Consider the following 23,357-nt stretch of genomic DNA (forward strand, 5'->3'; position numbering starts at 1 on the left):
CCGACTGTTAATCGGCAGGTTTCTGGTTCGAGTCCAGATGGGGGAGCCACCAAAAGGCGATCTACCAGCCCAAACGCTCGGGATAGGAATCCCGGCCGATGGGCACTACACACTACGCTGCACACTTAGCGCAGCGAACTACTCCCGTCGTTGATGCCCCCGCCCCAGTGGGCGGGCAGACACCCAACCACACCTCCGTCGTCGAAACGCCCACGCATGACTGGGCACTCGATGGCCCCGCCGATCACTCGTGCGTCTTCTGCCCGCGCCGCCTGGACCACCCTCGAGAACCACGGCACGCCCAGCCATTTCATGAACACGGCCCGCTGGACGTGAATGTCTTTTCGACGGGCGCGGTCATCTCCCTCGGCGAGACGGACTTGAATCCCGACGAGGCCGAACGGCTCGCGGAATCTATTCTGCGCGCCATCAAGGTCGCTCGCGCATTGCGGGGGCGGCAGTGATGAATCGAATTCGCTTCGTTCTCGCCGCTTTCGTGACTGTGCTCGGCCTGATTTGCGGGGCCGCCACAGCGCACGGCGCCGTCATGATCTCCGACGACTTCAACCGGACGGCACTCGGTCCGTCCTGGACCACGCATGGCGGCGGCACGCTCTATATCGACAACGGCCGCCTGTCCGCGGTCGGCACGCCCAGTGAGCCGGTGTCGTTCGCGTTCCACACCACCCCCGCCGACAGCGCCGCCCAGGAAGTCTCGGCCACCGTCCACTGGAACGGCCGCAACCCCGGACATTCCGCGATGTCGGTAGCGCTGCGCGCCGACCCCGACTCACACCATGCGGGCGTTCATTTCTGGTTCACCGCCAATCTCATGGGCATCGCGATGCTGGATTGGAACGGCACCACATTCACGCCCGCTGCGGGCACGGCCGCCTACACCTCGAACCCGTGGAAGTGGCCCGACGGCACCCGCATCACGTTGCGGGCCTCCGGCAACACCTACACGGCATACGTATCGACCATGCCGTGGATGCCCGTGCTGCAGGGCAGCTTCACCAGCACTCAGGTACCGCACACGAACATGTACGGCGGTGTGCACGGGCAGGACGATTCCGCGGTGTCCGGCGGGGGCGAGCCGCCGGCGGATCTGGGTGGCTGGAGGTTCACGTCCAGTTAGCGACGGTTCGGGTACGGGTTGTCCCGGTTCTGCGTTTCGATCCGGACCCTGCACTCGGGGCACATCTGTCCACCTGGCCCGACCTGCCGTTCACGGCACAGCCCGCACATTCTGTCCGTCGCATCCTCTAGCACAGACCGAATAGTATTCGAACGTGGGTGCGACGGATGGCGTGCGGTGGGTGCTGGCGGACGGGACCGTCGCCGACCCTGGCAAGCTCTGGCAAACCAGCGGTGGGAGGTGGGAGCAGCCCGCGCCCGATGCGTGTCCCGCCGGCCATCCCCTCGGACCCAAGAAGGCTATTGTCGGGCAGCAGGCATGCCTGGCCGTCGGCGGTACCCATCTGTCGTGGACGTGCCTGGAATGCGGCGGCACGGTCATGTGGCCTCCGGCCACGCGCCGCTGCGACCACACCGCGTTCGACGGACGCGCGGCACGATAGGGGAAGCGTGGACGACAGCGACTTGATGTCACACGAACAGCAAACGGTGCTGCGCCTCGTGATCGCGGCACGCAACGCGGGCGCCACCAACATCCATGCAGCCGTGCGGTCGGCCATGAAGACCCCGCCGCCCAGCGACGTGATCACGACCGCGATCCGGATACTCGAGCTGGAGGCCGTGAACCACCAGCGGGGCGAGTCCGCGGACATCGTCATCGCGCGCATCCTCGACCTGATCGAATCGCAGCTGGACGGGCAGGACATAGACGAGCTGCCGCCGGGCACAGACGATCGCTACTAGCCGTCGCACGCGATACGGGTCAGCTTTCGTCCGGAGGACAGTCGGGCACCTGCACTGGCGTCAACGGCAACACCGCCACATTGGGCTCCTGCGCCAGCTCCTCCAGCACGTCCGGTGGCACCGGACTGTAGTCACGCACTGGATACCCACTTCCGTCGCTCAGGCGCCGCTCCACATGCTGCCAGCGACCGTCGACGTGAAGCAGCCAGATGTCGCCGCGTGCGTCGACGTAGGCACCTGGTTTCGTCGGGAGGGTCATCAGTCGCGCACTCCTGCATACGTAGCCAGCGAACGCAGGCCCGAGGACGCGCGGCGTTGTTGCTCGGCAGCCGTCTTGATAGCGGTCTTCACTGCCCGCGACTGCCGGAAGTACTCCGGCGCGGCCTCTTTCGCGCTCTGCAACGCGTCGACAGCCGCATCGGGATCGCCAGCGCCGAGGAACGCACGGGCGCGATCCAGCCAGTAGTGCGCTTGCCGCTCCTTCGGGTACTTGGCGGGCAGCCGCGTCGCATCCGCCAGCTGCATCGCCTTGTGCAGGCGGCCAAGATCGACGGCCGCGGCCAACTCGAAGAGATTGACGTTCGTCGGTCCGACCACTGTCCCGTGCACCTGCCGGTCGCCGACTCGCTGTCCGAGGACGCGAGCCTCCGCGAAATGGGTGTCTGTCGTGTCTGCGTCGGAGCCGACCGCAGCGAGTCCCGCGCGGCGCATGTGCAGCGCACACAGCACCGCTGCACCCACCTCGTCGTTCGACGACAGCGGCTCCACCTCGGCGATCGTTCGATCGGTCAGCTGCACCGCCTGTTTCGTGGCACCGACCCGTGCCAACGCGGCGGACTTCACATACTGCGCGGTAGCGAGCAGCAGCGGGTCATCCGAGTTCGAGGCCGCCCACACCATCCGATCAGTGGCGAGCATAGACAGGTCGTAGTGACCCATCTTGTGGGCCAACGTGTTTCCGGCACGGAATGCTGTCAGGAGCAGTTCGAACGCGGGCGCTCCATCGCGCTTCGTGGCCACGAGCAGCTGGTCGACGAGGTCCGGCAGAAGGTCCGCGATCTTTCCGTACGCCGCAGCGTGGCGCCATTCCCCGATTTGATCCACGAGGGGGCGAAGACGGTCCAACGGCTCGGGGTCGATATCGGGGAAGATGTCGACCGTCGCCAGCACCCGGCGGACGGTGGGCACAATTCTGTCGAGCTGCTCGGTCTCTTCTTCGGTGCCGAACAAGATCGAGGCATCGACGCCGAGCGCCCGGGCGACGGCTCCGACCCAGACTGCCGATGCGACAGCGTGGCCTGTCTCGACCTTGGCGAGCATCCCCTTGCTGACGCCCGCTTCCCGGGCGAGCTGGGATTGGGTGTATCCGCGTAGCTTGCGGTACTTGGCGATACGCGCGCCGACGGCGTCGTGTTCGTGCATGTGTTTCACGCTACAGCCGGGCAGGGTTCCAAGGGAACATCTATGGAAACTTCTTGGAAACTTCAAACCTCCTGGTGTGCCTAGTGTCACAGATGTGGCCCCGGTGCCGGGAAGCCCACCCCGGCACCGGGCAGCCACTCCGCTACCTGCCACGGCACACCGGAGGAACCGGTATGAACACGACCGAGGCGCGCGTCCTCGCCACCCTCGCGCCCGGCGGCCAGTTGACCGCCGCCCAGATCGCTGACAGCGCAGACATCACCGCGAGAGCAGCCGACCGCGCCATCAAGGCACTCGCCAAGACCGGCTTGATCATGACCGGCACCGGCCTGCGGCGCGACGCCTGGACGCTCAGCCGCCGAGGCCGCGCCTTCGCCGACACCAGCCGAGGCCGCGCCCTCCTGGACGTCCCGGCGGGAGTCTGACCATGAACCTCCTCGCCAACGTCCTGTTCGTCGCGGGCGTGCTTGCCCTCCTCGCCACCTTCGTCCACCAGCCACCGCGCCACCGCCACGGCCTGCCCTTCGCGGAACTACAGGCCCGCCTGGAGGGCGAGATGCGGCGCACCTACCTGCCGTTGCGGGGGTGGCCGTCATGAGCTTCGAATGCCTGCGCCACGACAACCGCGAATGGGGACGCCGCCGCCCCGGCCTCGCTATGCAGGTCCACCGCGAGTGCCACCCCGACACCTGCGAGACGAAAGCCGCCGCGTGGAAGGTGCTCGTCGACGCCGGGAAGATCGTGCCGGACTCGGGGCGGAGCCGCGCATGACCGACGAGGAATGGGAGCAGGCCCGCCGCGACCGCGTCCGCCGCTACTACGAGATGGAGAGCGACCGCGTCGCGGGTGCCGTCGAATGCGGACACCGCCTCTGGGAGCTGCTCCACCACGGCCTGCAGATGGCCGCCGCTGAAGGAGCCTCCCGCATGGGCGCCGAGCACCTGCTGCTGCACATGCTGCGTGATCCGGCCGCCATCCCGACCCGGGAACTCGCAGAGATGGGGTTGGACCCCGGAACCGTGTTCGCGCGGCTGGCGGAAGCAACCCGCCGAGATACACACACGTCGTGACCCGGCGTGACAACTGAACCAACAGGAGAACGGTGAGCGATGAGCACCGGGTACGGCACAATGGCAGCACTCCACTCGACTGAGCAGAGGAGACCGCGATGGAAGACCTCGAGGATCTCGAAGGCGTCCAGTACCAGCAAGAGCTGCTGCTCACCGCCGACCACGACGACGACCCCGAGTTCCAGGCGTGGCTGGCCCGCATGGACACCGACCTCGACACCCTCGTCCGAGACGATGCTCCTGACCTGGGCCGGTTGCCGGACCCGTGGACACGGGAGGGGGTACAGGTCATCGCACAGGCCGCGATCCGCCGTTTCCCCACGGAGGAGTTCGCCGCAGCCGACCCAGATCGGCTCGACACCCTCAATCGCATGTGGCGCGGTATCGGCCACGTTGTCGCCACCGCGTGCGAGGGCCGCTGGGTGTATCGCGTGCCCATGCTCAGCGAGGGCAAACCCGAGCCCGCCGTACCGATGGTGGAGATCGGGGCCTGGTCTAGTTGGACGTTCCAGCCGTTCCCGCCGCTGGGGTTCAGCATCTCCTGCGGCACCGACACCCCCTTGTTGGACGCGGTCGATTTCACTATCGGCGAGTTCCGTGCGTGGGAGCAGGCGGGACGCCCGGACCCTGAGAGCTGGTTCCGCCGCCGCTGATCAGTCGCTGCCGACGGTGGTGCTGGCATGAGCGAGCCACCGATCGGCGATCACGGCATCACCCCCGCCGGAGACCGCGGCCACGCCTCCTACGCCTTCGCCAAGCTCGCCAAACAGATCGAGCTGCACAGCATCCGCAACCCGATCGACTGGCGCAACGAACTCGACCGGTGGGCCAACCGCATCGAGCTGCACGACGCGTTCGTCTACGGCCGCCAAGCCTTGCTGGGCCGCACCCCCGAGGACGGGTGGGAGTACGAGAAGGTCATCCACACCCCGTACGGGGACCGCCGCCTCGACGCGGCCGTGTTCATCCGCGAGCCAGGCAAACCGCTGCGGGTGCTGGAGTCGAACGAGTACAAGGCCGGGTGGACACCGCCGGAGGAGACACTGCAGCAGCTCCGCAAAGAGGAGTGGCTGCTACGACGGGGCCTCGCAGGAACATCGGCATTGACGGTCCGCTCGATCGAAGACCTGCCCGAGGAAGTCCTCGAGAAAGCCCACCAGCTGGAGCAGATGTTCCCCGGCCGGTTCGCTCTCGAGATCGTCGGCCCCGAGGAATTCGAACGCGCCGTCGCGGCCGGGCGGGTGATCGTGCAGCAACGGGCACTGGCCCGCATGATGGACGCGATCGAGCTTGTCCGCCACGCCCCCGAGTTGGAGGTGGCCCGCGACGCCATCACCCGCTTCGCACAGGAGATCTCGACCGCGCGGCAGGCGGGGCAGTCGATCCCGTTGCGGGTGCTCATCCAGGCCCGCGAGGACTTACACGAGCTGGTGCGCGCGGATGCCCGGATCGCTCACGAGCGCGACGATATCGCGCTGCGGCGCGAGCAGATCCCGATCCGGCAAGCGCTGTTGATCGAGAAATTCCAGGCCCAATCCCGCGAGGAACGCCACCAACGCCTGATCGGCGGACTCGAGCCGGTCTACCGCGAGATCGACCGCGCCGCTACCGAAGTCGCCGAACACGCCCGCCCCGACCAATCCCGCGACCGGACACAGCTGCTGAACAAGGCGCGCGTACTCGAGCAGGAGACACCGCAGCTGTCCGACAGCGACCTGGTGCGGCGGCAGCGGGAAGTCGAGTACCGGCTGGAGATGATCCGGTCGATCGAGCGCGACGCCGAACGCGACGCGCTGCAGCGAGAGGGGCTGCAGCCCGACCATATCGAGGAGATCCAGAAGGGTCTCGATCGTGGCCGCGACGACCGGGATCAGGCAATCATCCGAGGGATCGACCGCGCGAAGAGTGAAACCCGCCAGCGCACGAACGAACGCGAGATGGCGCGCATCATCGACGAGCACAACGCCGCGGTGCGTCGGGTCACCGATACCTCGCTGGCGAAGATCCGCGACCCCCACGGACACTCGCGACAGGCGTGGCAGGCGGGACGTCCCGCACCCGGCGAGGTGGCCCGCGACGTCTCCGAGGAAGCCCGCCACGCCGCCGCCGAGGAAGTCCGTCGCGCGGCGGGCGCGCTGGCGTTGCGGCGTGAGCAGGCCCGCGAGATGGACCCCCGCCTGTACACCGCGTTCAAGACCGGTGCGGCCACCTTCGACGCGCAGACGCAACGCTGGATCGTGAGCATCGACGGCCGGGAGGTGCGGGTGCCGATGGATCAGCCCGAACGCATCGCAGCCGAGGTCGCGCGCCTGGCCGAACGCAACTACGACCCGCGAGCGATCGTGCACATGGCCAAGACCGTGCCCGCGCAGCCCCCACCACGGGCACCCGAGCTCGCCGAGCATGAACGGCAAGAAGCCGAAGCGGTCCGGGCGCGGGAGCGGGAAGCCCGCGAACGGGAAGCACGAGGGCGAGGGCGGGAGGTCTGACTTTTCGTGCCAGACGCTGGCCGGTCGCTAGCGGGATGTCGGTGGCCGCGTGGATGATTGCGTTCCGCGACGACTCCTGTCGGGGGAGCCACAGCCACGAGGCTGCTTCTGCGTCGATCGCCCGTCAACTATTTCGACCCCGGGACAACTCATGGCGCATCCGCCGATTCCTCCGCAAAACCCGCCCTATCCCCAGCAGCCGATGGGGCAGCCCTACGGACAGCCGCCCCGGCCGCCGAAGAAGAACAACACCGCGATCGTGCTGCTGATCATCTTCGGCGGGATTCTGCTGCTGTGCGGCGGATGTTTCGTCAACGTCATCGGTAGCATCGGCGACTCATCCAGCAGTTCAGACCGGACGACCACGACGCGGCCCGCAGCCACCGCGCCCATCACTGCCGCGCGCACCACCACGGCCAGCCCGGGGTTCAGCGACGAGGAAGTCAACGACCTCGCCTACATCGCGACGCTCAAATCCAAGGACGTCCCGTTCAGCTCCAACCAGGCCGTGATCGACCTGGGGCACGCAGTCTGCGAAGCGCTGGAGGCGGGCAACTCCGAGACGGCGATCGGGTTGGAGATCTCCAAGAAGGGGTTCTCGCTGTATCACGCCGGATTCATTGTCGGTGCCGCGCAGTCCGCCTATTGCCCGCAGTTCAAGTAGCCGTAGTACGCGAAAACCGCCCCAGCCGGGATTCGGCTGGGGCGATTCACGTTGCGGCAGAGCAGGGTCAGGTGATGTGGAGCCAGGAGTTGGCGTGCGCGGTGGTCGATAGCCCGCTGAATCCCGCGACGGCTTGGACGGTGAGGACGTCGCCGTCGGCGAGGGTGGCCGAGCTGGTGGACACGGTGACGTTGGCGGCACTGAACCCGGGCACCGCGACCGCAGAGCCGGTGACCAGCGGGCTGCCCGTGTTCGCGTTCAAGATCAGACGCAGCGTGCAGTTCACCGAGGATGCGTTGCCGTTGGACACCCGCAGGCTGGCCTCCACCGTGGCGGGCGACTTCCCACCCTGCACGACAAGGCCATTCCCCGACAGGGTGGAGCCGGGATAGTTGGTGGTGTCCGCGACCCAGCCGGTGACGGTGCCATAGGACGTGTTGATGTTGTAGGTGCTGCCGGACTTGTCCATACCCGACGGCAGGAAGGTCACTGCCTCCCAGATCAGGCCGAGACCCAAACCGGAGATCTTCTGGATCTCCCCGAGTCCGAGGCCGGAGATGGTCTCGATCTCCCCGAGTCCCAGGCCGCTGATCGTGCCCATCTATGCCGACCTGAAGTAGATCGTGTTGGGGTCTTCGGAGGCGCCGCTGCTGGTCTCGGTGTTGTAGTCCGCCTCGGTACCGAACCAGAGCGTCACGGTCGTCGCTGCCGCGGGCGACCCGCTCTGCGCGTCGACCCGGCCGGTGGCGAGTTTGCTGATCGCGATCGCCGCGGAGGCGTTGACATTGCCGTCGGTGATGGCGCCGTCCGCGATCTTCGCCGAGGTAACCGCGTCGTCCTGGATCTTGGCTGTGGTGACCGCGTCGGTGGCGAGATCCGCAGCGGGCAGGCCGCCACCGGGCAGCGTGTACTTCGAGGTGACCGACGGCCGGTTGTCGATCAAGTCCTCCATGGCGGGGGTGACGTCCGCGCCGAGCTTGGCCACCGTCGCTGAACCATCGGCGAGCTTCGCGGTCGTGATCGCATTGTCCGCCACCGCCGGTGAGGCGGCCGTACCGGCGAGGTCGCCCGCCAGCTGCAGGATGCCCTTCGTGGTGGCGTCGGCGTCCGGCGCGGCCGGGCCCGGGTCGCCGGTATCGCCTTGCGGGATACCGAAGTCCACCGACCAAGCAGGCGGGCCACCGTACACCGTCGCTGTCGCGGGCGATCCCGGCGACAGGGTGGTCACGTTGACCACATCGAGGTCGAAGCTGTTGACCGCGTTCTGCGCGTCGGTCGCTGAATCGGCGGCGTCGGACGCGCTCGAGGCCGCCGCCGCCGCGGCGTTGGTGGCGTCCTCGATCGCGGGCACGGTCACCGACGGCAGGAACGTCCCGTTGTCCAGGCCGAACACCAGGTCGTTGCCGTCTATCGAGACGGTCACCACCGACAGTCCCCGCACCACCGGCGTACCCAGATCCGACGGGACCGGCGACACCAAGGTGAGGTCCACCAACCCGGTCGATCCGTCGTCCGGATCTTCCGAGTCGGGTCCGGGCACATACTCGGGCACTTCGATGGAGAACGACGCGATCGGCACTGGAGTACCGAGGTACTTGAGATCGAAGCTGACCTGCCACGTCCACCCCCACGGGTTCATGGTGCCTTCGACCGGCGCGGCCAAGTAGACGCCTCGCTTGCCTCTCCAGGTCAGGAACCCCTCAGAATCGAGTACGCACGTGTAGTACTCGTGCGTCAACGGCACGACCGTGGCGGGCGGGTCCGCATCCTGGACAAGGAATTTCGGCACCGCAGCCTTGAAGATGACGCGCCCCTCCAGCGGGGCGAAGTCAGGGATCTCGCCTACGTCGGGGCCATCGATGACGTTGGACAGCAGGCGGCCGACGACCTTGCCGTAGACCAGCGGCTCGAGGGGGTTGGTCACTATGTCACCTCCAGCGGCGGCGGCGCGGCCACCTCGATCCCGTTGGCGCGCAAGCTTTCCCGCACCTGGTTGTCCCACGCGGTGTGGCGGGCGGCGGCCACGATCTGCTTGGATTGACGCGTCCGGTCGGCTTCCTTGTGATCCTCAAGTTCCTTGCGCACCACCGCCAGCTCCTTGCGCAGCGGCTCCACCATCGCCGCCGCGGCCTCGGTGAGCACCGCGACCGCGTCAGCTTTGCTCTTCTTGCGGCCGAAAACACCGGTCACCAGGGCGACGCCTAGGCCGCCGACACCTAGGCCGCCGAGGGCGGTGGCCACATCCGATAGGGTCACGTCGCCCTCCAGCTCGTAGGGGTTGATTACGGTCATCGCAGTCACTCCTTCGGTTCCGCGGCAAGCCACGGCGCCCACACCCGCAACGCCGTGTCAACGGCGGGGATGGCCATCACCCGGGTGATCGCCGCGGAAACGGCGAGTGCGACACCGACGCCGGCGGCGGTCTCGGGAAGTCCGGACGCGGCGATGATCGCGGGCATCGCCGTGGCCACGCCGACGACCAGCTGAAACACCGTGCGCACGGTCGCGCGCCACGGATACCGCACTTGGGATGCGTCGTCACGGAGGTTGTCTCGTCCCATTACTTCGGTGCCTTGAACCCGGGGATCTTCAGCTCCTCGCCGATGCGGGCGAGCGCTTCGACGAGGGTCCGGTCGCCCAGCATCTCCCACCGCGCGGGTTCGCCGCCGCGCTCGCGGCTGCCGGGGCCGAGCAGCTGGTCCAGGATCAGCCCGTTGTAGCGGTCGATATACGACAGCATCGTGCGGACGGTGACCGATTTGCTGGCCCAGTTGATGATCTGTTCATCGAGCCACGACATGGTGCCTCCTTGCGGTGGGGTGGGTTTGCCGTCGATGAGGGTTTGGACGTCGCGGCGGAAGGCGTTCATGTCGATCCCGGCCGGGTCGATCTTTCCCTCGCTGGAGTACTCGCGATGTCCAACGCAGTCGGTGGATGTCCGACCGATACGCCGCAGGATCGCCGCGCAGCCGCGCTTGTAGGCGTCGAGTTGTTCTGGGGTCCAGTCGGTTCCGTCGCCGCGCGAGACTGCCTCGATACCGATGACGTGATAGTTCGCGTTGTTGGTCGGCCAGCCGGGCCACGAACCGCGGCCCGCATGCCAGCAGACACCGACCGCGATGATCCGATAGGTGCCGTCCCGCTCCAAGACGAGTTGTGCGAGTGGCCCTTTCAGGTCGGGGCGGCCGTTGAGCACCACCTGCCAGTCGTTGCTGCTGCCGCCGCCGGTGTGGTGGCAGAGCACGCCGCGGATGTCGCGGAAGTCGCCGTGCCCGCGCTGACGCCAACCGTCGTGTTCGATCACCTTCAAACCCTCGGCGCGCAACACATCCGCGAGCCAGATCGGGTCACCGGTCCATCCCATGGGCCTACCTCCTGGAGCTACTGGAACATCGGCAACGCGTACACCTGGAGAAAGGCGATATCGCTGACCGTCGAATAGTTGCCGGATCCCACGGGCCGGATGATCCGCACGTAAAGCGTGGTGGTCTGGCCGGGCTGAATCACCGAGATATCGGTCGACGCCGGGCTGACTACCTGCTCGAACTTCGGGACGATGTAGTGCCACGCCCAGTTCTCCGCCGGAAAGCCCAGCGACCAGGCGACGATCGGGCCGTCCTCGGTGCCCGCCCGCACCTCCACATCCACACGCGTCCCACCCACCGTGGGCGTATGCCCGCGCATGGGTAGACGCCCGATGATGTAGGGCCGCCACGGATATGCCTGCGCCGGAACGGTGATCACCGCGATCGTGCGCGGTGCCTCGGCGGCGTTGGAGGCCGCAGCGAACCGGTTCCCGCCGATGGTCCACGGCCCGCCCCAGGTCGGATTCGGGGCGGGCACGAACTTCGACAGGCTCGCGTTCCATTGCAGGGTCATGCGATCCGACAACCCCGCCACCGTGGTGGTGTCCACGTCGGCGGCGTCCTGGATGCGACCCGGCTGACCAGGATCACCCTGCACACCAGTGGTGCCCTTGGGGACTGTGATCGTGAGGATCTGGTTCGGGGAGCTGCCGGTCAGCGTCGCGTCGGCGTCGGTGCCCGTACCGCCGATCTCCGCAGCGCCGGTGAGCACATTGGGCGGGCCTTGATGTCCGGTGCCCTGCATCGCCAGGTCGAACGGAATCCAGTAGCGGCCCTGCCACAGCCTGATTTGGTTGGTGGCGACTACCCACCAGGCTTTCCCCGCGTCGGCCGCAGTCACGGTGATCGCGTCCAGGGCGGCTTGATCGGCGACCCAGCCGACCAGGGTGAACGCGTACGACGGCGGACCCTGCGGACCCGCATCACCTTTCGGTCCGGACCGCATCTCGAGCCGGGCCGCGCCGTCGGCGATCTCGAGTGAATGCACCGTAGACGGCAGGATCTCGCTCTCCACAACACCGGCCATGGTGACCTGCACGTCGGCGTCGAACACGATGCTCACGGTGCCTCCGAGGGGTGCGCCCAGACGATGATCTGCGCGTTGGAGCGCGTGTAGCTGTAGTTGCCGGAGCCCTGGTTACGGCGGGCGACCACATACAAGGTGGTCGCAGTGTCCGGGGCGATCGTCCCTGTCGTGGATCCAGCGGAGAAGCTGGACGCGAAGAATGGGCGCAGCCGCCGGTATCGGTCGATGTACACCGAGGAGCCGACCCCCCGACCCACCAGGTCGCCGGCCGCCGACCCGATCCGGACTTCGACATCGACTCTCGTGTTGAAGTCGGTAGGCACACTGCGCAGGGTGACGCCACCGGCGACATACGGTCGCCACCTGATCGGCTGCGCGGGGATGTTGATCGTGGCCAGGGTCAGCGGGTTGGTGCCGATGTTCGTCTGATCTGCGATGAACCCGGAGGTCGGGTTGTCCCAGGACTGGCCCTCAACCACGCTCCAGGGTCCACGGAATCCAGGCCACTGAGTCGGCGTCCACAGGCTGGTGTCCTCGCTCCAGAGCGGGACCATGCCGTCGACCAACGTCACCGAGTCGTCCCAGTCGGTGGAGTCGACCAGCGGCCCCGGTGGACCGTCCAACCCCTTCTGCCCCTGCGGTCCCCGCGGCACCGTGAGATTCAACGTCTGGTTCGGCGGGGTGCCGGTGATCGACACCACCAGCGGGTCGCCGACGTTGCCGGTGGTGACGGTGCCGATCGACAACGTGTTGACCTCGCCGGTGAGCCCGATGCCACCGAACGCATCGAGGAAGGCAACGAACTTCGTTCCATCCCAGAACATCACGGAGTTGTCCGACAGCACCCGGAACGCGAAACCGAACATCGCCGAGTTCAGGGTGGGGATGATCGCAGTCAGGGCAGCGTGGTCGGACACGTCGCCCTGCCAACGGAACGGTGTTCCCGCCGGTCCTTCCGGGCCTTCCGATCCTTGCTCGCCGTGCAGCATCTCGTACGAGCCGTCGCGCGGCGTGCCCTCCAGCGAGGTCACCACTCCCGGGCCGGAGCCCTCGTTGATGCCCTGGAAGAGAGTGGCGTCGAAGTATTCCCCGGCGCTGATCACAGCTTCACCGGCATCGCGTACACGGTCAATGCTGCTCCGGACTGCCTGAAGGACACCTGCCCTGACCCGTTCTGCCGCTCCAGGCTCACCACGATCTGCGACGCGTAACCCGCTTTCACGACCGCGTAGTCCGAATTCGGCGACATGCCAATAGAATTCGGGTTGCCGTAGTGCTCGGTGATGTCACAGAGATCCCAGAATCCCGACCAGGGGCACACCGTGATCCCCACGCCGACACCGTTCGAATTCCACAGCCGCGCGTATGCGAACCAGATCGTCGCGGAATCACCCTCGTTCATCAGTTGCACCGCGCCATGTACCTGGGGCCGCCAATCGAACGGCAGCGCAGGCAGGTTCGCGGTCAGGATCACCGTGTTGGTGGTGTAGCTGGTGTCCGCGGGGAAGTCGCTCGAGGACCAATGCCACGGCCCGTACCCGCACACCGGCGGGGTGGGCTTGAACCGGCGCGGCACCCGAGAGAACGCGAACGTACTGCGCTTCACCGGTCCTTGCGCACCGTCGAAGTCCGGGGACGTGCTGATCGTTCCGGACGCTCCCGGATCTCCCTGCGCACCGCGATCCCCGGCAGGCACGGTCAGCTGGATGGTCTGCACCGAGGAGTTGACCGGCTTGATCTCCACCGCCGGGATGGTGACCTTCTCATCAGAGATGACGTCCAGCGGTGTCAGCTCGTTCGCTGGCGCGATGGGACCTTGTGGCCCAACAGCGTTCGGGAGGTTCACCCAGTCGGTGCCGTCCCAGAAGTCCATCGAGTCGTCATCGAGGCGATGCCACCACTTGCTCCGGTCGGCCTCGGTCAGCCCTGCCGGCCGCGCCGCCTCATCGGCGATCTCGCCCATCTTGATGAACGGCGGGATCGGCACACCAGGCGGGCCGAGGTCACCCTCCGGGCCGACGGGCAGCGGCAGCGCCGCGGCGGTCGGAGCGAGGGTGACCTCGGCTGTGAGGATCGGCAGGCCATCGAGGTCTGCCTCGGAGGTGAGGGTGATATGTGCGGGGAAGGTGACGTCAGCCATGGTCCTCCTCAGAAGATGATCAGGTCCAAGTCCGCGCCCACGTCCATGAAGATCTGCTTGATCGCGTTGGCGACAGTGCCGAGACGCTGCCACGCCTTCACGACGCTGTCTTCCTCGTCCGCGCCATCGCCAACCACGATTTCCCACCGGCCCGGAGTTGTCCGGTCATCGGTAAACGTCGCCTCGGTGACATAGTCGACGAACAGCAAATCCCCGACCTGGAACCCGATCTGGTCGCCGAGCCAGAAATCCGCGCGTGGACCGAGGATGTAGGGGGCGTTGTCGTGGACGGTGACCTTCTTGCTGGTGTAGCCGCGGGTGTCGTGCAGGCCCTGCAGGCCCGCCATGAGCCCGTCGATGGTGAATGCCTTGTCACTGCCGGTGACGAAATGCTCATTGAAGGCGAAAGGGCCGGCCCTTTGCAGTCGGCCTTGATCGGTGTACTGCGCGAACGCCAGGAATACGTGGTCCAACTGGCCCATATACAAGCTGTCCAACCCTGGCACGCCGATGAGCAACCCGAGCCACGCCAATGCGTTTTTGATCGCGATTTCGATCGCCGCGTTCACCCACCCGGGGCTCTTTCCGCCGACCAGAACATTCACCGCGAGAGGCTTGTGGATGCTGATATCGGAGGTGCCTATGCCGGAGTACTCGCCCTCCATGTACCAGATCCACGGGAAGTAGCGCTTGTTGCCGAATGGGGTGGTGGCGTATGCGATTTCGTAGTCACCGGCGGCCGAGAGGTCCGGGTAGCGGATGGAGCTGGTGCCGTCCTCGAAGAACTCTTCGAACAGCCGGGATATGCCATCGAGCATGGTGCCCGTCGCACCGACGACGTTGCTCTTGTCGACGGTGGTGATGAACACGGTCGGCCTGTCGAGGTACATCCATTCCGGGTCCGGCTGTTCATCATCCAGGTCAGGCAGATAGAACTCGGCGGTGATGAACACGCCGGTATCCTTCACCAGCGGTAGGAATGCGTGGTCGGCGTGCTCGAAACGCAGCGACACCCCCCGGAACGGCGAGGTGTCGGTCAGGACGTTGATGCCGCCGACCGCGATCGGCCATGCGATAGAGCCGACCTCGGCCCAGTCCGGCGCGCCCCGCCACTGGTCGGCACTCCAAAAAGCTTGCCGCCTCAAGTAATTGGCGATCAGCGTGAGGTGAATGATGGATCGGACGCCGCCGAACATGTACCAGTGCCTCGGCCACATAGCGAAAAGTGGTGCGAAGGGATTGGCCCAGCAAACCGTTGTCGCAATATGCTGCCAGCAGTGAATGGCCTCGATCTCGATCGTCTTGAGGCCATTCTCGTCCACGACTTCCGCAGCGCGGGTGACGAATCCGTCCCACCTCTGCCCCCTGGTGGAGACCGTGATCGGGATGGTTGCGTCAGCGCCGTCCGGATTCCTGAAGAAATGGTCGTAGTGCACGATATCCGGCGGGCAAATCATCTTCAGCCCACCAGGGGCGTTCGCAACGTGCGAGAACTGCAGGTAGGTGTAGCGGTGCTCCTCACCGATCTCCTGCATCCATTTGTCGTAGTAGCGGACGACAACGTCCTGGTCGCGCCAATCGTCCTGCTCCTGCTTGCGGAGTAGGTCCATCCGTCGGACCTCAGTAGGCCCGTCCCATGGCTGGCTCACATCGGCCTCGCATTCAGTGGGGTCAGCGTGCCTATCGCTTCACTGGTGAGGTCCCCGCCCTCGATGCGTACCGTGATTTCTGTTGTGCCCCAGGGTTCCATCGCCCGCAACCAACGGCGGCCGGCCATCTGCGCCCACACATTGCGGATGTACTCGCCGCCAGCGTTGTACAGGCGTGCCGTCCGGTGGCGTGGATGGGTGTCGATGCGAATGGTGTCGCCAGCGTCGATGGGCGGCAAGGTCACCAGCCGCAAATCCCCTTCGGGGTCGGCCTGCGGATCCTCGATGAACCATCTGCCCGGCCCCTTGAGGGTGTAGCGCGGCCACGCCTTCCTGGAGCCGTCGTTGCGCATCCGGAGAACACCCTCGTTGGCTCCGGTTGAATTCAACCAGGAGACGTACCGTTCCAGCGATGACCAGAACGGATCCGCCCCGACGGCGGACATGGTGTAGATCTCGTTCAGGTTCACGCTGGGGTCCATGCCTGACTGCGGCTCGGGTGCGTCGCCGAGGTGCATCGGCTCCTTCCGCCACCCCTTTGAGCGCGTCCAGACGCACATGTGGCCGGGTACATCCTCCGACCAGTCGCGCCACCACAGGTCATGCACTTGCTGCCAGTGCCGCATGTCCCTGATGTGCAAGCCGGCCTGGTTGCCGATGCTGATGTTGAAGTCGGTTTCCTTCTTGTCGGTGACGCTGCGCCGGAACGTCGCGCCGTCCTGGCGGGCACCCTCGTCGAACAGCAGCTGATGCGGCGGGAAGAACAGCGCTTTCGGGTCGGAGAGCAGCATGACGCCCTCTGCTCCGCGGCCCGGCCCGGCGAGATGCCAGGACCGCCCCGACGGCCCTACCCACACGATTTTGATTTGATCGTTGAGGCTCACTGGCCGCGCTCCCGTGCCAGCAACGTCACGGCCTGCAGCACACCGTCCTCCTCGATACCGATTCGCCGGAGCCCGTCAGCGAGATCGGCGGTCTGCGAGGCCAGCGTCTTGCGGGCGGCGAGTTCCTCGGCGAATACCTCGAACGCGTTCGGGTCCTCGATCCCTGTGACGTCAGCGAACTCGTCCATGGTCATCGCCCGAAACCTCCCCTCACCTGGCTAGCGAGCGTCTTACGTCGGTAAATGCGTTCCATAGCGCGAGCGGAGGAGTGGGGGTCCATGCCGTTGAACGTGGGGGCGTAGGTATCGCCTCCGCCCGTGGGCTGGGCGGGGGCTAGATCCGCGGCGCCGACAAACTGCTGCAGTTGCTGCGGGCTGTTGAAGATCGGCTCCGGCCGGCGGGACAGGTTGATCGCCGCCTCGCCGGGCTTGAGCCACCCGCCCTGGTCGTAGATCTTGGTCCGCAGCATGTAGCGGTCCTTGACCTTCTCCGGGGCGTTCTGGATGTAGGGCTTGAGGAGTTTGCGGGCGTCCTCGCCCGTCGGGATGGTCACCGGCAGCTGGCGGTCGATCTCCTCCTGCGAGAACGAACCGACCGAGAACGGGAACTGGATGCCGAGCTTCTGCAAGTCCTCGTCGCTGGGAGTGTTGACCCGGACACTGAACAGGTCCCCGAACCCGAACGGCAGATTCTCGCTGATCGCGCCAAACGCGACGTTGAGCAGCTCGAAGCCGGTCTTCTTCAGCAACTCCAGCGACTTGCCCGCAAACGAGTCCTTGAACTGCTTTCCCCGCAGCTCATCGAGCTTGTTCTCCGCCGACTGCAACGCCAGATCCGCGCGGCGGAGGTCCCGATCCGTCGACTCCTCGTCCGCGTACACCTCATCGCGGCGATCCCTGGCCTCGTCCCGATCGAGAACTGCGGATTCCCAAGCGATCTCGTCATCGGACATGCGGCCCTCGAGCGCAGGAGCCTCCGGGACATATTCGTCATCGCCGAGAGCGTCCTGACCGCGCTCATCCTTCTCGGCCTGCAGATCGACCAGATCCTGCTCGGCCTGCCGCACCTGCAGGTCCGCTCGCCGCTTATCGAGTTCGGTGGAGTCCTCGTCCTCATACACCTCGGCGCGGTTGGCCTTTGCCTCATCGACATCGAGGCGGGCGCCCTCGAGCCTCAGCTCATCAGCCTCGGTCCACTCCTTGGTCTTCTTGTTCTTGCCGTCCTTGGTGCGCACCCCAGCTTCGTCGATTCCCGCGATCAACTTGTTGGGCAGATGGAAATGCGCGGTGAACTGGCCATCGTTGGCCCCTACCGCAGGCGACCCCAACTGGGAAGTGCCGTGTGCACCACCGGCTTCCAGCGGCTTGCCATTCAATGTGGCGGCCATGTGCTGGGAGTTCACGCCCACCTTGAAGTAGGTGCCCGACGGCCCGAGGCCGGACTCCAGCCCCGCAGTCGCACCGTCCAGCAAGCTCATGGTGGTGTACAGACGCCTTGTGGAGCCAGTGACGCCCATGAGGATCTGCTGGATCCAGCCGACCAGGCCCGAGCAGTCGAAGTTCGTCGGCCCGGTGCCGCCCCACTGGTACTTATTGCCGGAAACGTTCTTCGCGGCGCTGATCGCCTTCGCGACACCGCGCGGCACCCTGCCGTCGGTGAACCCGCCCTCGGCGAAAGCTTGCAGCCGGTAGCCGAACATGTCGGCCACACGGGCCAGGATCGCCGTCGACCGGGAGCGTTTCGACGACGCGAGCGGAATGAAGGCTTCCCCACCGGTTTCCGGCTCCGCCCACTGCACTAAATTCGGTCGCGGCTGCTGGATCCTCGCCTGGCTGGGCAGCGGGCCGTCGATCGCCCCCTCGGCGCGCGGAACGACCACGCCGCCGTCGGCTTCATGCAGCTTCTTCAGGGTCTCGACACTCAGCGAGACGTTCTGGACCTTGTCCGGCAGCTTCGTGTCGATAATCTGCTGGAGCTCGTTGAGAACCTTCTGTACGTCGGGTGCGCTGATGTGCACCTGGCCGTTCTTGGCGTTGAGCGTATCGACCTTGATGCCGGCCAGCTCGAGCGCGTTGATGACCTCCGCATCGCCCTTGACGTCCAGCGGGATCGTGACGTCGCCTGAATTGGCTTTCAGCAGACCGCCGATGGCTGTCAGCTTCTGCTCCACCGTATCGGCGCCCTTGAGCTCGGCCAGGGTCGTCACGTTCTGAGGAATGAGGTTCATCTGGGCTGCCATCTCGCGCACCTGCGCGGTGGTCAGCCCAGCAGCGTTCGCCAGATTCGCGTACTGCTGCTCGTTCTGGATCAGCGTCGCGTTGACGGCTTCCATATCGCCGGTCGCGGCGACCTGTGCTGTGGCGTTCTTGATGTCGAGCAGCGTCTGATAGAGGCGACCGCCATTCTCGGTGCCGGTGTTCACCTCGCCGTTCTGTTTGACCAGCTGCTCGCCGAAGCCCTTGCTGGCATCCCATGCTTCCTGCGCGGCCTGCGCTGTCCGGCGGACCTGCTCGTTGTACTGCGCGACAGCCTCCTGTGCGGATACCGGCTTGCCGCCCATGATGTCGAGTGCCGTCTTCATCGCGTTGACGCGATCGGTCGCCGTTGCTGTTTCGTCGGCCAGGACCTTGATCGCGTCGCTCAACGCGAAGAACCCGGGAGTGGTGGTCTTGGCTACGTCCTGCGCTCGTAGAAACGCCTCGCGAATCTCCGTGATCCGAGCGATCGCCTCTTGTCCGCCGTTGCTGGTTTCCCGCAACCGCCCGACCAGAGCCACGAACGAGCCGCTGCTGCCGGTGACCTGCTCGGACATCTCCTTCGCGGACAGGCCCAGCTCGCGGAAGCTCGTGCGGGCCGCATCGGCTTCCTGCCAGGCATCTGTCTGGATGTTCTTGGCGCGGGTGCCTGCGAGTGCCTCTCCTTCCAGCAGGCCCGTGAGGTCTTTCCACTGAGCCGCTAGCGGCGCGAAGAGTCCAGGCTTGGTGTCACCGAGCCGTTCGACGTCGGAAAGAGTTCGTTCGATCTGGTCGGATACCGAGGTGAACACCTCATCCGAGACCGCGCCCTCAGACTTCTGGAATGCCTTCGCCATCTCGCGCTGTGCCACTGCCAGCTGCGTAGTCGACTCTCGCAGAATGTTTTGCTGCTGGGATGCCTTCCGGAGTTCGTTGGAGACTCCGACCACGGCGATGGTGGCCACGGCGAACGCGACCCCCCATGGGCCACCGAGGAAGTTCGTCAGGCTCGATGCAGCCGACCGCAGCCCGACCGTAGCGGCGGCCACGGTCCCCTGGGTGCGAGCAAACCACGCGGCGGACCTGGATGTTTCAGCGAACGCTTGCTGCATCCGTGCGATCACGGGAACGTGGGTGCCGAGCTGGTTGATCGCCGAGCCGAACCGGCCCAAAGGATAGGTAACTCCACCAGCTGTATGGATCACGCGCCCTGTCGCCGTGGCGATCGCGTGCAGTCCGGTCGCGGCGGTCGTAGCTCGCCCTTGTAGCCCGGTCATCGCAGCGCCGACGGCCTGCAGTCGCGGCGGGATCAGCTTCCACGCCAGCCAGCCAGCGATCAGCGCCGTAACCAGCGTCTGGTTATTCGCCATCACGCCGCCGAGGCCGGACAGCGCGGGCGCGAGTACTCCGCCCGCAATGTCTCCCGCAGCCTTCAAGGCTGCCGAGAAAGCCGTCCACGCGCCTGCCGCGACCGCGCCACCCGCGCTGGTGAGAGACTTCGCCATTTCACTGGTTGCCGAGGCGGCCTGCTGCGCGCCGCTGGCCAGCCCCGACAGCATTCCGGTCACGTCATCGGCGAATCTCGACAGAAACGCCGCAGCTTCACTGTTGGTGAAGCTGCGCCACATCTCGGCAACCTTCGGCACAATCTGCCCGAACAAGATCGCGTCCAGCCGCTCAGCGAACGGCTTGAGCCGGTTGTTGACTTGATCGAGCCCCTCGGTGATCTGCCCAAACCACCCAGTGAGGCGGGCGAATGTCGGGCCGAGCGCGGAAGCACCCAGGCGGCCGAGCGCCGCGCCGACGTTGGCCAGCGACCCTCGCACGGTCTTGCCGGATTCGAGCGCGGCGCCGGCGAGATGCTCAGTGAGGACCCGCTGGAAGGTCTGGGCATCGAGCTTGCCGTCTTCGACCATCTTGCGGAACTCTTTGCCCGAGAGCTTGAACTCGTCCTGCAACCACGTGAAGACCGGCAGACCCCGGTCCGCGAGTTGGTTCAGGGTATCGGTGAAAACGATTCCGCCGGTGGTGGTTTGGTTGATGACCGAGCCCATCTCGCCCAGGCTCGAACCGGCGATGGTCGCTGTATCGGCGATCAGCTTGAGGTAGCCCGTCAGCTGCTCGCCGGGCTTGATCCCGGCCGCCACAGCGGTAGCCGCGACCGTCGCGGCGTCGCCGAGTCCGAACGCGGTCCCCTTCACCGACGCCAGCGCGGAGTCCATGATCTTCTGGATCGCTGCCGCGTCATGCCCCAGGCCGCGCAGCTTGCCCTGCGCGTCGTCGATCGCGGCGAGCCGACCGAAGCCTTTCGTCAGGGCGGTGCCGATGGCGGCCGTCGCGGCCGTCGCGGCGGCAGCGGCTCCGACCCTGAATGTCGCGCCCAGCCCTGTGGCGAGTCGCTGGCCGATTCCACGTCCCGCCTGGTCCGCATTTCGCCCAGCGCGCCCGAGCTGGCGGTCGATCTCGCCCGGGATCTGGGACGCGTCGGTAACGAGGGAGATGTAGCCAACGGCAAGTTCGACCGCCAAGGGATCACCTCCATTGTGTTGTTATGCGCAAGGGCTACCGGGCGATGAGCCAGGCAGGTACCGTCATCGACCACGTGGGCGTCGAGATCCGGGGACTGCCTGTATCGATGGAGAAATCAGATGCGCCGATGCGCCGCTTTCGTAACTGCCGCCATCGCATGTGCAACCTTTGTTGCAGGATGTGGGGGAGCAGCAGACGACACCTCAGAAACCCGTTCGGCCGCCAGCACTTCCGTAGAGAACGATGGGCCGATGGCCGCGCGCGGGAACTGGGATACGGGCTTGTTGCAGGCACCCGGACCGACGGCCAAGGACGTGGAGTTCCTGACCCTCATCGACGCGGACAGCCCAAAGTGGCAGGGCGAGACCGGATTCGAATTGGCGTATCCCGCAAGGGGTAGCAGCGGTGACACGGTGTGCGAGTGGCCCGTGGACCAACTCGTGAACGAGCATTTCGGGGTCAAGCAGATGGTCCCGGACCCAGACAATCGCCGCGTGTATTTCGAGGCCGCGAAAGCGGTCTACTGTCCCTGAACTCGCGATTGCGCCCTGGCTCGCCGCTCTGCGAGCTGGTCCTTGATCTGCTCGATCGGTATGACGTTCTGCGGCTTGACTCGCTGCGGTTTCGGATAGGCCGGTTCGAAGATCGTCGGCTTCTTACCCTTCCCGCCGCCGCGCTGCCAGTTCGCGCCCTGCATGGCGAACAGCTGCCACGACTGGAGGCGGGTGGGCATGTCATACCACCAGTCGTAGGGGTAGCGGGCCCGGAAATAGGCTGACTCCCCCGCCGGCGGCAGGTTTTCGAGCCAGTCCCGGAACTGGATCCAGGAGATCCATTCGCCGATATTCTCGGCGTGCAGTCCGAGACGTTCGAGTAGATCGGTGTGGATGGCCCCCGAGTGCGGTCCGTTGTCTAGGACTTGTCGGAGGCCGAAGATTCCCCCACCGACATGTCCGAGGCGTTGAGCCATTCCTTGTCGAGAGCCATCAGCTCACCCTTGGTCAGCTTCGCGATCTTGTTGTAGGTGGCCTTGGGCAATATCAGCTCGAACAGCTTGAGCATCGGGTCGTACTCGTGCATGGTGGCTCGCTCGGCCGGGTCGGTGTCAGGGGAGGTCACTTTGCGCTCCCACTCGCGAAGCCATGGCTCGTACTTGTCCATGATCGGCTTCGCGATGTACTGCGCCTTGGGAACTGTGAGCGGCAGGACCTCACCATCGGTGAGTTCGATCTCGAATTCGACCTGGTTGCACGGGTTGTGCGCGCCAGCGATACGGATAGGTGCCATGTGATCCGAGCCTTTCGTGACGGAGGTGATCCGGGCCCGAAGGCCCGCCCCGGCAGGGCAGGCCCGGATCAAGGGGTACAGAAACAACCCCGCCGGGGCGGATCAGGGGATTACGAGCCGGTTTCCTCGATGTACTCGATGACGTTGTCACCCGCGGTGTTCGGGTACGCCTTCACATCGAGCTCGTAGCGGACCAGGTCGGTGTGGACGAGGGTGATGTCACCGACGGACACGACCTGGCCGACGGGGATGACCTGGCGCTTGAGGACGCCGTTGTCGCCGATGGTGTCGAGCACGAACACCGACCGCGGCAGGCGGATGCGGTTGTGCTTGACCGTGATCAGGCCGCCGCTGTCGGTGACGTTGTCGTCGCCGAAGGTGGTCTTGAGGACGTTGAGGTTGCCGTCCTCGAGGAGGATGACCTTGACCATCCAGTCGTAGTTGTCCTGAGTGGTCGCCACGGTGTCGCCGCCGAACGCCTTGTGGTCGGTGGTGTCTCGGGTGGTCGTGATGACCAGGCCCTCTTCGCCGAGGTACCCGTGATCGAGGTAGTCCACGGCGAGAGCGGTCGCGGCGTCAGTGGGCAGCGCGGTGCCCAGCGGCGCGCGGGAGAAGACGCCAACGCCTCCAGGGCGCGGGCTCGCGACAAAAACGTTAGCCGAATCGGCCATGAGAGTGCCCCTTTCGAAGGCGTTGCGATCCGGGCCTGAAAGGGT

At 66.0% G+C, this 23,357-nt stretch carries 29 protein-coding genes; 12 read left to right on the forward strand and 17 right to left on the reverse strand.

Annotated elements, in window-relative coordinates; all coding sequences use genetic code 11:
- Positions 1–167 precede the first annotated feature (167 nt).
- The 4 genes from QMO76_RS33675 to QMO76_RS33690 all read left to right on the forward strand — a co-directional run bounded on the left by QMO76_RS33675 (position 168) and on the right by QMO76_RS33690 (position 1,881).
- On the forward strand, positions 168–464 hold the full coding sequence (locus QMO76_RS33675) for a hypothetical protein (RefSeq protein WP_306365413.1): 297 nt from the start codon (positions 168–170) through the stop codon (positions 462–464).
- Positions 464–1,138, forward strand: coding sequence for a hypothetical protein (locus QMO76_RS33680; protein WP_306365414.1), 675 nt, complete (start codon positions 464–466; stop codon positions 1,136–1,138). Before QMO76_RS33675 ends, QMO76_RS33680 begins: the two co-directional genes overlap by 1 nt.
- A gap of 154 nt (positions 1,139–1,292) precedes the next feature.
- Positions 1,293–1,580, forward strand: a complete 288-nt coding sequence (locus QMO76_RS33685) for a hypothetical protein (RefSeq protein WP_306365415.1) — start codon at positions 1,293–1,295, stop codon at positions 1,578–1,580.
- 7 nt (positions 1,581–1,587) lie between these two features.
- Positions 1,588–1,881, forward strand: a complete 294-nt coding sequence (locus tag QMO76_RS33690) for a hypothetical protein (RefSeq protein ID WP_306365416.1) — start codon at positions 1,588–1,590, stop codon at positions 1,879–1,881.
- Positions 1,882–1,900: 19 nt separating this feature from the next.
- On the opposite strand, the gene QMO76_RS33695 is transcribed toward QMO76_RS33690, so the two are convergent.
- Positions 1,901–2,140 (reverse strand): hypothetical protein, encoded by a 240-nt coding sequence (locus QMO76_RS33695; protein WP_306365417.1) that lies wholly within the window; start codon positions 2,138–2,140, stop codon positions 1,901–1,903.
- Positions 2,140–3,303, reverse strand: a complete 1,164-nt coding sequence (locus tag QMO76_RS33700) for a helix-turn-helix domain-containing protein (RefSeq protein ID WP_306365418.1) — start codon at positions 3,301–3,303, stop codon at positions 2,140–2,142. Before QMO76_RS33700 ends, QMO76_RS33695 begins: the two co-directional genes overlap by 1 nt.
- 173 nt (positions 3,304–3,476) lie before the next feature.
- Here QMO76_RS33700 and QMO76_RS33705 point away from each other — a divergent pair, with 173 nt between their 5' ends.
- From QMO76_RS33705 to QMO76_RS33735, 7 genes are all read left to right on the forward strand, one after another.
- On the forward strand, positions 3,477–3,728 hold the full coding sequence (locus tag QMO76_RS33705; RefSeq protein WP_306365419.1) for a hypothetical protein: 252 nt from the start codon (positions 3,477–3,479) through the stop codon (positions 3,726–3,728).
- Between the two features lie 2 nt (positions 3,729–3,730).
- Positions 3,731–3,901, forward strand: coding sequence for a hypothetical protein (locus QMO76_RS33710; RefSeq protein ID WP_306365420.1), 171 nt, complete (start codon positions 3,731–3,733; stop codon positions 3,899–3,901).
- Positions 3,898–4,074, forward strand: a complete 177-nt coding sequence (locus QMO76_RS33715; protein ID WP_306365421.1) for a hypothetical protein — start codon at positions 3,898–3,900, stop codon at positions 4,072–4,074. Before QMO76_RS33710 ends, QMO76_RS33715 begins: the two co-directional genes overlap by 4 nt.
- Positions 4,071–4,373, forward strand: coding sequence for a hypothetical protein (locus QMO76_RS33720; RefSeq protein WP_306365422.1), 303 nt, complete (start codon positions 4,071–4,073; stop codon positions 4,371–4,373). Before QMO76_RS33715 ends, QMO76_RS33720 begins: the two co-directional genes overlap by 4 nt.
- A gap of 98 nt (positions 4,374–4,471) precedes the next feature.
- The gene (locus QMO76_RS33725) at positions 4,472–5,026 is read left to right on the forward strand and encodes a hypothetical protein (RefSeq protein WP_306365423.1); all 555 of its coding nucleotides are present in this window, start codon (positions 4,472–4,474) and stop codon (positions 5,024–5,026) included.
- A gap of 27 nt (positions 5,027–5,053) precedes the next feature.
- Positions 5,054–6,862: a hypothetical protein gene (locus tag QMO76_RS33730; protein ID WP_306365424.1), complete on the forward strand. Its 1,809-nt coding sequence runs from the start codon at positions 5,054–5,056 to the stop codon at positions 6,860–6,862.
- 151 nt (positions 6,863–7,013) lie between these two features.
- The gene (locus QMO76_RS33735) at positions 7,014–7,526 is read left to right on the forward strand and encodes a DUF732 domain-containing protein (RefSeq protein WP_306365425.1); all 513 of its coding nucleotides are present in this window, start codon (positions 7,014–7,016) and stop codon (positions 7,524–7,526) included.
- Between the two features lie 67 nt (positions 7,527–7,593).
- Here QMO76_RS33735 and QMO76_RS33740 read toward each other — a convergent pair whose 3' ends face one another.
- The 12 genes from QMO76_RS33740 to QMO76_RS33795 form a co-directional block, all read right to left on the reverse strand.
- Positions 7,594–8,127: a hypothetical protein gene (locus QMO76_RS33740; RefSeq protein WP_306365426.1), complete on the reverse strand. Its 534-nt coding sequence runs from the start codon at positions 8,125–8,127 to the stop codon at positions 7,594–7,596.
- Entirely contained in the window at positions 8,128–9,450 is a 1,323-nt protein-coding gene (locus QMO76_RS33745) for a hypothetical protein (RefSeq protein WP_306365427.1), read from the reverse strand. It abuts the gene before it with no gap.
- Positions 9,450–9,818 (reverse strand): hypothetical protein, encoded by a 369-nt coding sequence (locus QMO76_RS33750; RefSeq protein WP_306365428.1) that lies wholly within the window; start codon positions 9,816–9,818, stop codon positions 9,450–9,452. The genes QMO76_RS33745 and QMO76_RS33750 overlap by 1 nt, the downstream gene beginning before the upstream one ends.
- 5 nt (positions 9,819–9,823) lie before the next feature.
- The gene (locus QMO76_RS33755; RefSeq protein ID WP_306365429.1) at positions 9,824–10,087 is read right to left on the reverse strand and encodes a hypothetical protein; all 264 of its coding nucleotides are present in this window, start codon (positions 10,085–10,087) and stop codon (positions 9,824–9,826) included.
- Positions 10,087–10,890: an N-acetylmuramoyl-L-alanine amidase gene (locus tag QMO76_RS33760; protein WP_306365430.1), complete on the reverse strand. Its 804-nt coding sequence runs from the start codon at positions 10,888–10,890 to the stop codon at positions 10,087–10,089. The genes QMO76_RS33755 and QMO76_RS33760 overlap by 1 nt, the downstream gene beginning before the upstream one ends.
- Before the next feature lie 17 nt (positions 10,891–10,907).
- A complete protein-coding gene (locus QMO76_RS33765) occupies positions 10,908–11,954 on the reverse strand; it encodes a hypothetical protein (RefSeq protein WP_306365431.1) in 1,047 nt (348 codons plus the stop codon).
- A complete protein-coding gene (locus tag QMO76_RS33770) occupies positions 11,951–12,907 on the reverse strand; it encodes a hypothetical protein (RefSeq protein ID WP_306365432.1) in 957 nt (318 codons plus the stop codon). Before QMO76_RS33770 ends, QMO76_RS33765 begins: the two co-directional genes overlap by 4 nt.
- Positions 12,908–13,017: 110 nt before the next feature.
- Positions 13,018–14,151 (reverse strand): hypothetical protein, encoded by a 1,134-nt coding sequence (locus QMO76_RS33775; RefSeq protein WP_306365508.1) that lies wholly within the window; start codon positions 14,149–14,151, stop codon positions 13,018–13,020.
- The gene (locus tag QMO76_RS33780) at positions 14,067–15,668 is read right to left on the reverse strand and encodes a phage tail protein (protein WP_306365433.1); all 1,602 of its coding nucleotides are present in this window, start codon (positions 15,666–15,668) and stop codon (positions 14,067–14,069) included. The genes QMO76_RS33775 and QMO76_RS33780 overlap by 85 nt, the downstream gene beginning before the upstream one ends.
- Before the next feature lie 35 nt (positions 15,669–15,703).
- Complete coding sequence (locus tag QMO76_RS33785) at positions 15,704–16,591, reverse strand: phage tail protein (RefSeq protein WP_306365434.1); 888 nt, start codon at positions 16,589–16,591, stop codon at positions 15,704–15,706.
- A complete protein-coding gene (locus QMO76_RS33790) occupies positions 16,588–16,785 on the reverse strand; it encodes a hypothetical protein (RefSeq protein WP_306365435.1) in 198 nt (65 codons plus the stop codon). Before QMO76_RS33790 ends, QMO76_RS33785 begins: the two co-directional genes overlap by 4 nt.
- Positions 16,782–21,353 carry a tape measure protein gene (locus QMO76_RS33795; RefSeq protein ID WP_306365436.1) on the reverse strand — a complete coding sequence of 1,524 codons (4,572 nt, stop codon included), beginning with the start codon at positions 21,351–21,353 and terminating at the stop codon, positions 16,782–16,784. The genes QMO76_RS33790 and QMO76_RS33795 overlap by 4 nt, the downstream gene beginning before the upstream one ends.
- A gap of 252 nt (positions 21,354–21,605) precedes the next feature.
- On the opposite strand from QMO76_RS33795, the gene QMO76_RS33800 reads away from it, so the two are divergent.
- The gene (locus QMO76_RS33800) at positions 21,606–21,887 is read left to right on the forward strand and encodes a hypothetical protein (RefSeq protein WP_306365437.1); all 282 of its coding nucleotides are present in this window, start codon (positions 21,606–21,608) and stop codon (positions 21,885–21,887) included.
- Here QMO76_RS33800 and QMO76_RS33805 read toward each other — a convergent pair.
- The 3 genes from QMO76_RS33805 to QMO76_RS33815 all read right to left on the reverse strand — a co-directional run bounded on the left by QMO76_RS33805 (position 21,875) and on the right by QMO76_RS33815 (position 23,312).
- Positions 21,875–22,324, reverse strand: a complete 450-nt coding sequence (locus QMO76_RS33805; protein ID WP_306365438.1) for a hypothetical protein — start codon at positions 22,322–22,324, stop codon at positions 21,875–21,877. The genes QMO76_RS33800 and QMO76_RS33805 overlap by 13 nt on opposite strands.
- Positions 22,267–22,641, reverse strand: coding sequence for a hypothetical protein (locus tag QMO76_RS33810; RefSeq protein WP_306365439.1), 375 nt, complete (start codon positions 22,639–22,641; stop codon positions 22,267–22,269). The genes QMO76_RS33805 and QMO76_RS33810 overlap by 58 nt, the downstream gene beginning before the upstream one ends.
- Before the next feature lie 110 nt (positions 22,642–22,751).
- Positions 22,752–23,312: a hypothetical protein gene (locus QMO76_RS33815; protein WP_306365440.1), complete on the reverse strand. Its 561-nt coding sequence runs from the start codon at positions 23,310–23,312 to the stop codon at positions 22,752–22,754.
- Positions 23,313–23,357: the final 45 nt, after the last annotated feature.

This window comes from Nocardia sp. CC227C (assembly GCF_030767025.1).
In the GTDB taxonomy this organism is placed as follows: domain Bacteria; phylum Actinomycetota; class Actinomycetes; order Mycobacteriales; family Mycobacteriaceae; genus Nocardia.

Coding starts and splice junctions, on each gene's coding strand:
- QMO76_RS33740 (WP_306365426.1), bottom strand. CDS start 8,127: ATGGGCACGATCAGCGGCCTGGGACTCGGGGAGATCGAGACCATCTCC.
- QMO76_RS33815 (WP_306365440.1), bottom strand. CDS start 23,312: ATGGCCGATTCGGCTAACGTTTTTGTCGCGAGCCCGCGCCCTGGAGGC.
- QMO76_RS33780 (WP_306365433.1), bottom strand. CDS start 15,668: ATGGACCTACTCCGCAAGCAGGAGCAGGACGATTGGCGCGACCAGGAC.
- QMO76_RS33680 (WP_306365414.1), top strand. CDS start 464: ATGAATCGAATTCGCTTCGTTCTCGCCGCTTTCGTGACTGTGCTCGGC.
- QMO76_RS33750 (WP_306365428.1), bottom strand. CDS start 9,818: ATGACCGTAATCAACCCCTACGAGCTGGAGGGCGACGTGACCCTATCG.
- QMO76_RS33770 (WP_306365432.1), bottom strand. CDS start 12,907: ATGCTGCACGGCGAGCAAGGATCGGAAGGCCCGGAAGGACCGGCGGGA.
- QMO76_RS33730 (WP_306365424.1), top strand. CDS start 5,054: ATGAGCGAGCCACCGATCGGCGATCACGGCATCACCCCCGCCGGAGAC.
- QMO76_RS33760 (WP_306365430.1), bottom strand. CDS start 10,890: ATGGGATGGACCGGTGACCCGATCTGGCTCGCGGATGTGTTGCGCGCC.
- QMO76_RS33800 (WP_306365437.1), top strand. CDS start 21,606: ATGGCCGCGCGCGGGAACTGGGATACGGGCTTGTTGCAGGCACCCGGA.
- QMO76_RS33705 (WP_306365419.1), top strand. CDS start 3,477: ATGAACACGACCGAGGCGCGCGTCCTCGCCACCCTCGCGCCCGGCGGC.
- QMO76_RS33700 (WP_306365418.1), bottom strand. CDS start 3,303: ATGCACGAACACGACGCCGTCGGCGCGCGTATCGCCAAGTACCGCAAG.
- QMO76_RS33695 (WP_306365417.1), bottom strand. CDS start 2,140: ATGACCCTCCCGACGAAACCAGGTGCCTACGTCGACGCACGCGGCGAC.
- QMO76_RS33710 (WP_306365420.1), top strand. CDS start 3,731: ATGAACCTCCTCGCCAACGTCCTGTTCGTCGCGGGCGTGCTTGCCCTC.
- QMO76_RS33725 (WP_306365423.1), top strand. CDS start 4,472: ATGGAAGACCTCGAGGATCTCGAAGGCGTCCAGTACCAGCAAGAGCTG.
- QMO76_RS33810 (WP_306365439.1), bottom strand. CDS start 22,641: ATGGCACCTATCCGTATCGCTGGCGCGCACAACCCGTGCAACCAGGTC.
- QMO76_RS33735 (WP_306365425.1), top strand. CDS start 7,014: ATGGCGCATCCGCCGATTCCTCCGCAAAACCCGCCCTATCCCCAGCAG.
- QMO76_RS33805 (WP_306365438.1), bottom strand. CDS start 22,324: ATGGCTCAACGCCTCGGACATGTCGGTGGGGGAATCTTCGGCCTCCGA.
- QMO76_RS33715 (WP_306365421.1), top strand. CDS start 3,898: ATGAGCTTCGAATGCCTGCGCCACGACAACCGCGAATGGGGACGCCGC.
- QMO76_RS33720 (WP_306365422.1), top strand. CDS start 4,071: ATGACCGACGAGGAATGGGAGCAGGCCCGCCGCGACCGCGTCCGCCGC.
- QMO76_RS33790 (WP_306365435.1), bottom strand. CDS start 16,785: ATGACCATGGACGAGTTCGCTGACGTCACAGGGATCGAGGACCCGAAC.
- QMO76_RS33755 (WP_306365429.1), bottom strand. CDS start 10,087: ATGGGACGAGACAACCTCCGTGACGACGCATCCCAAGTGCGGTATCCG.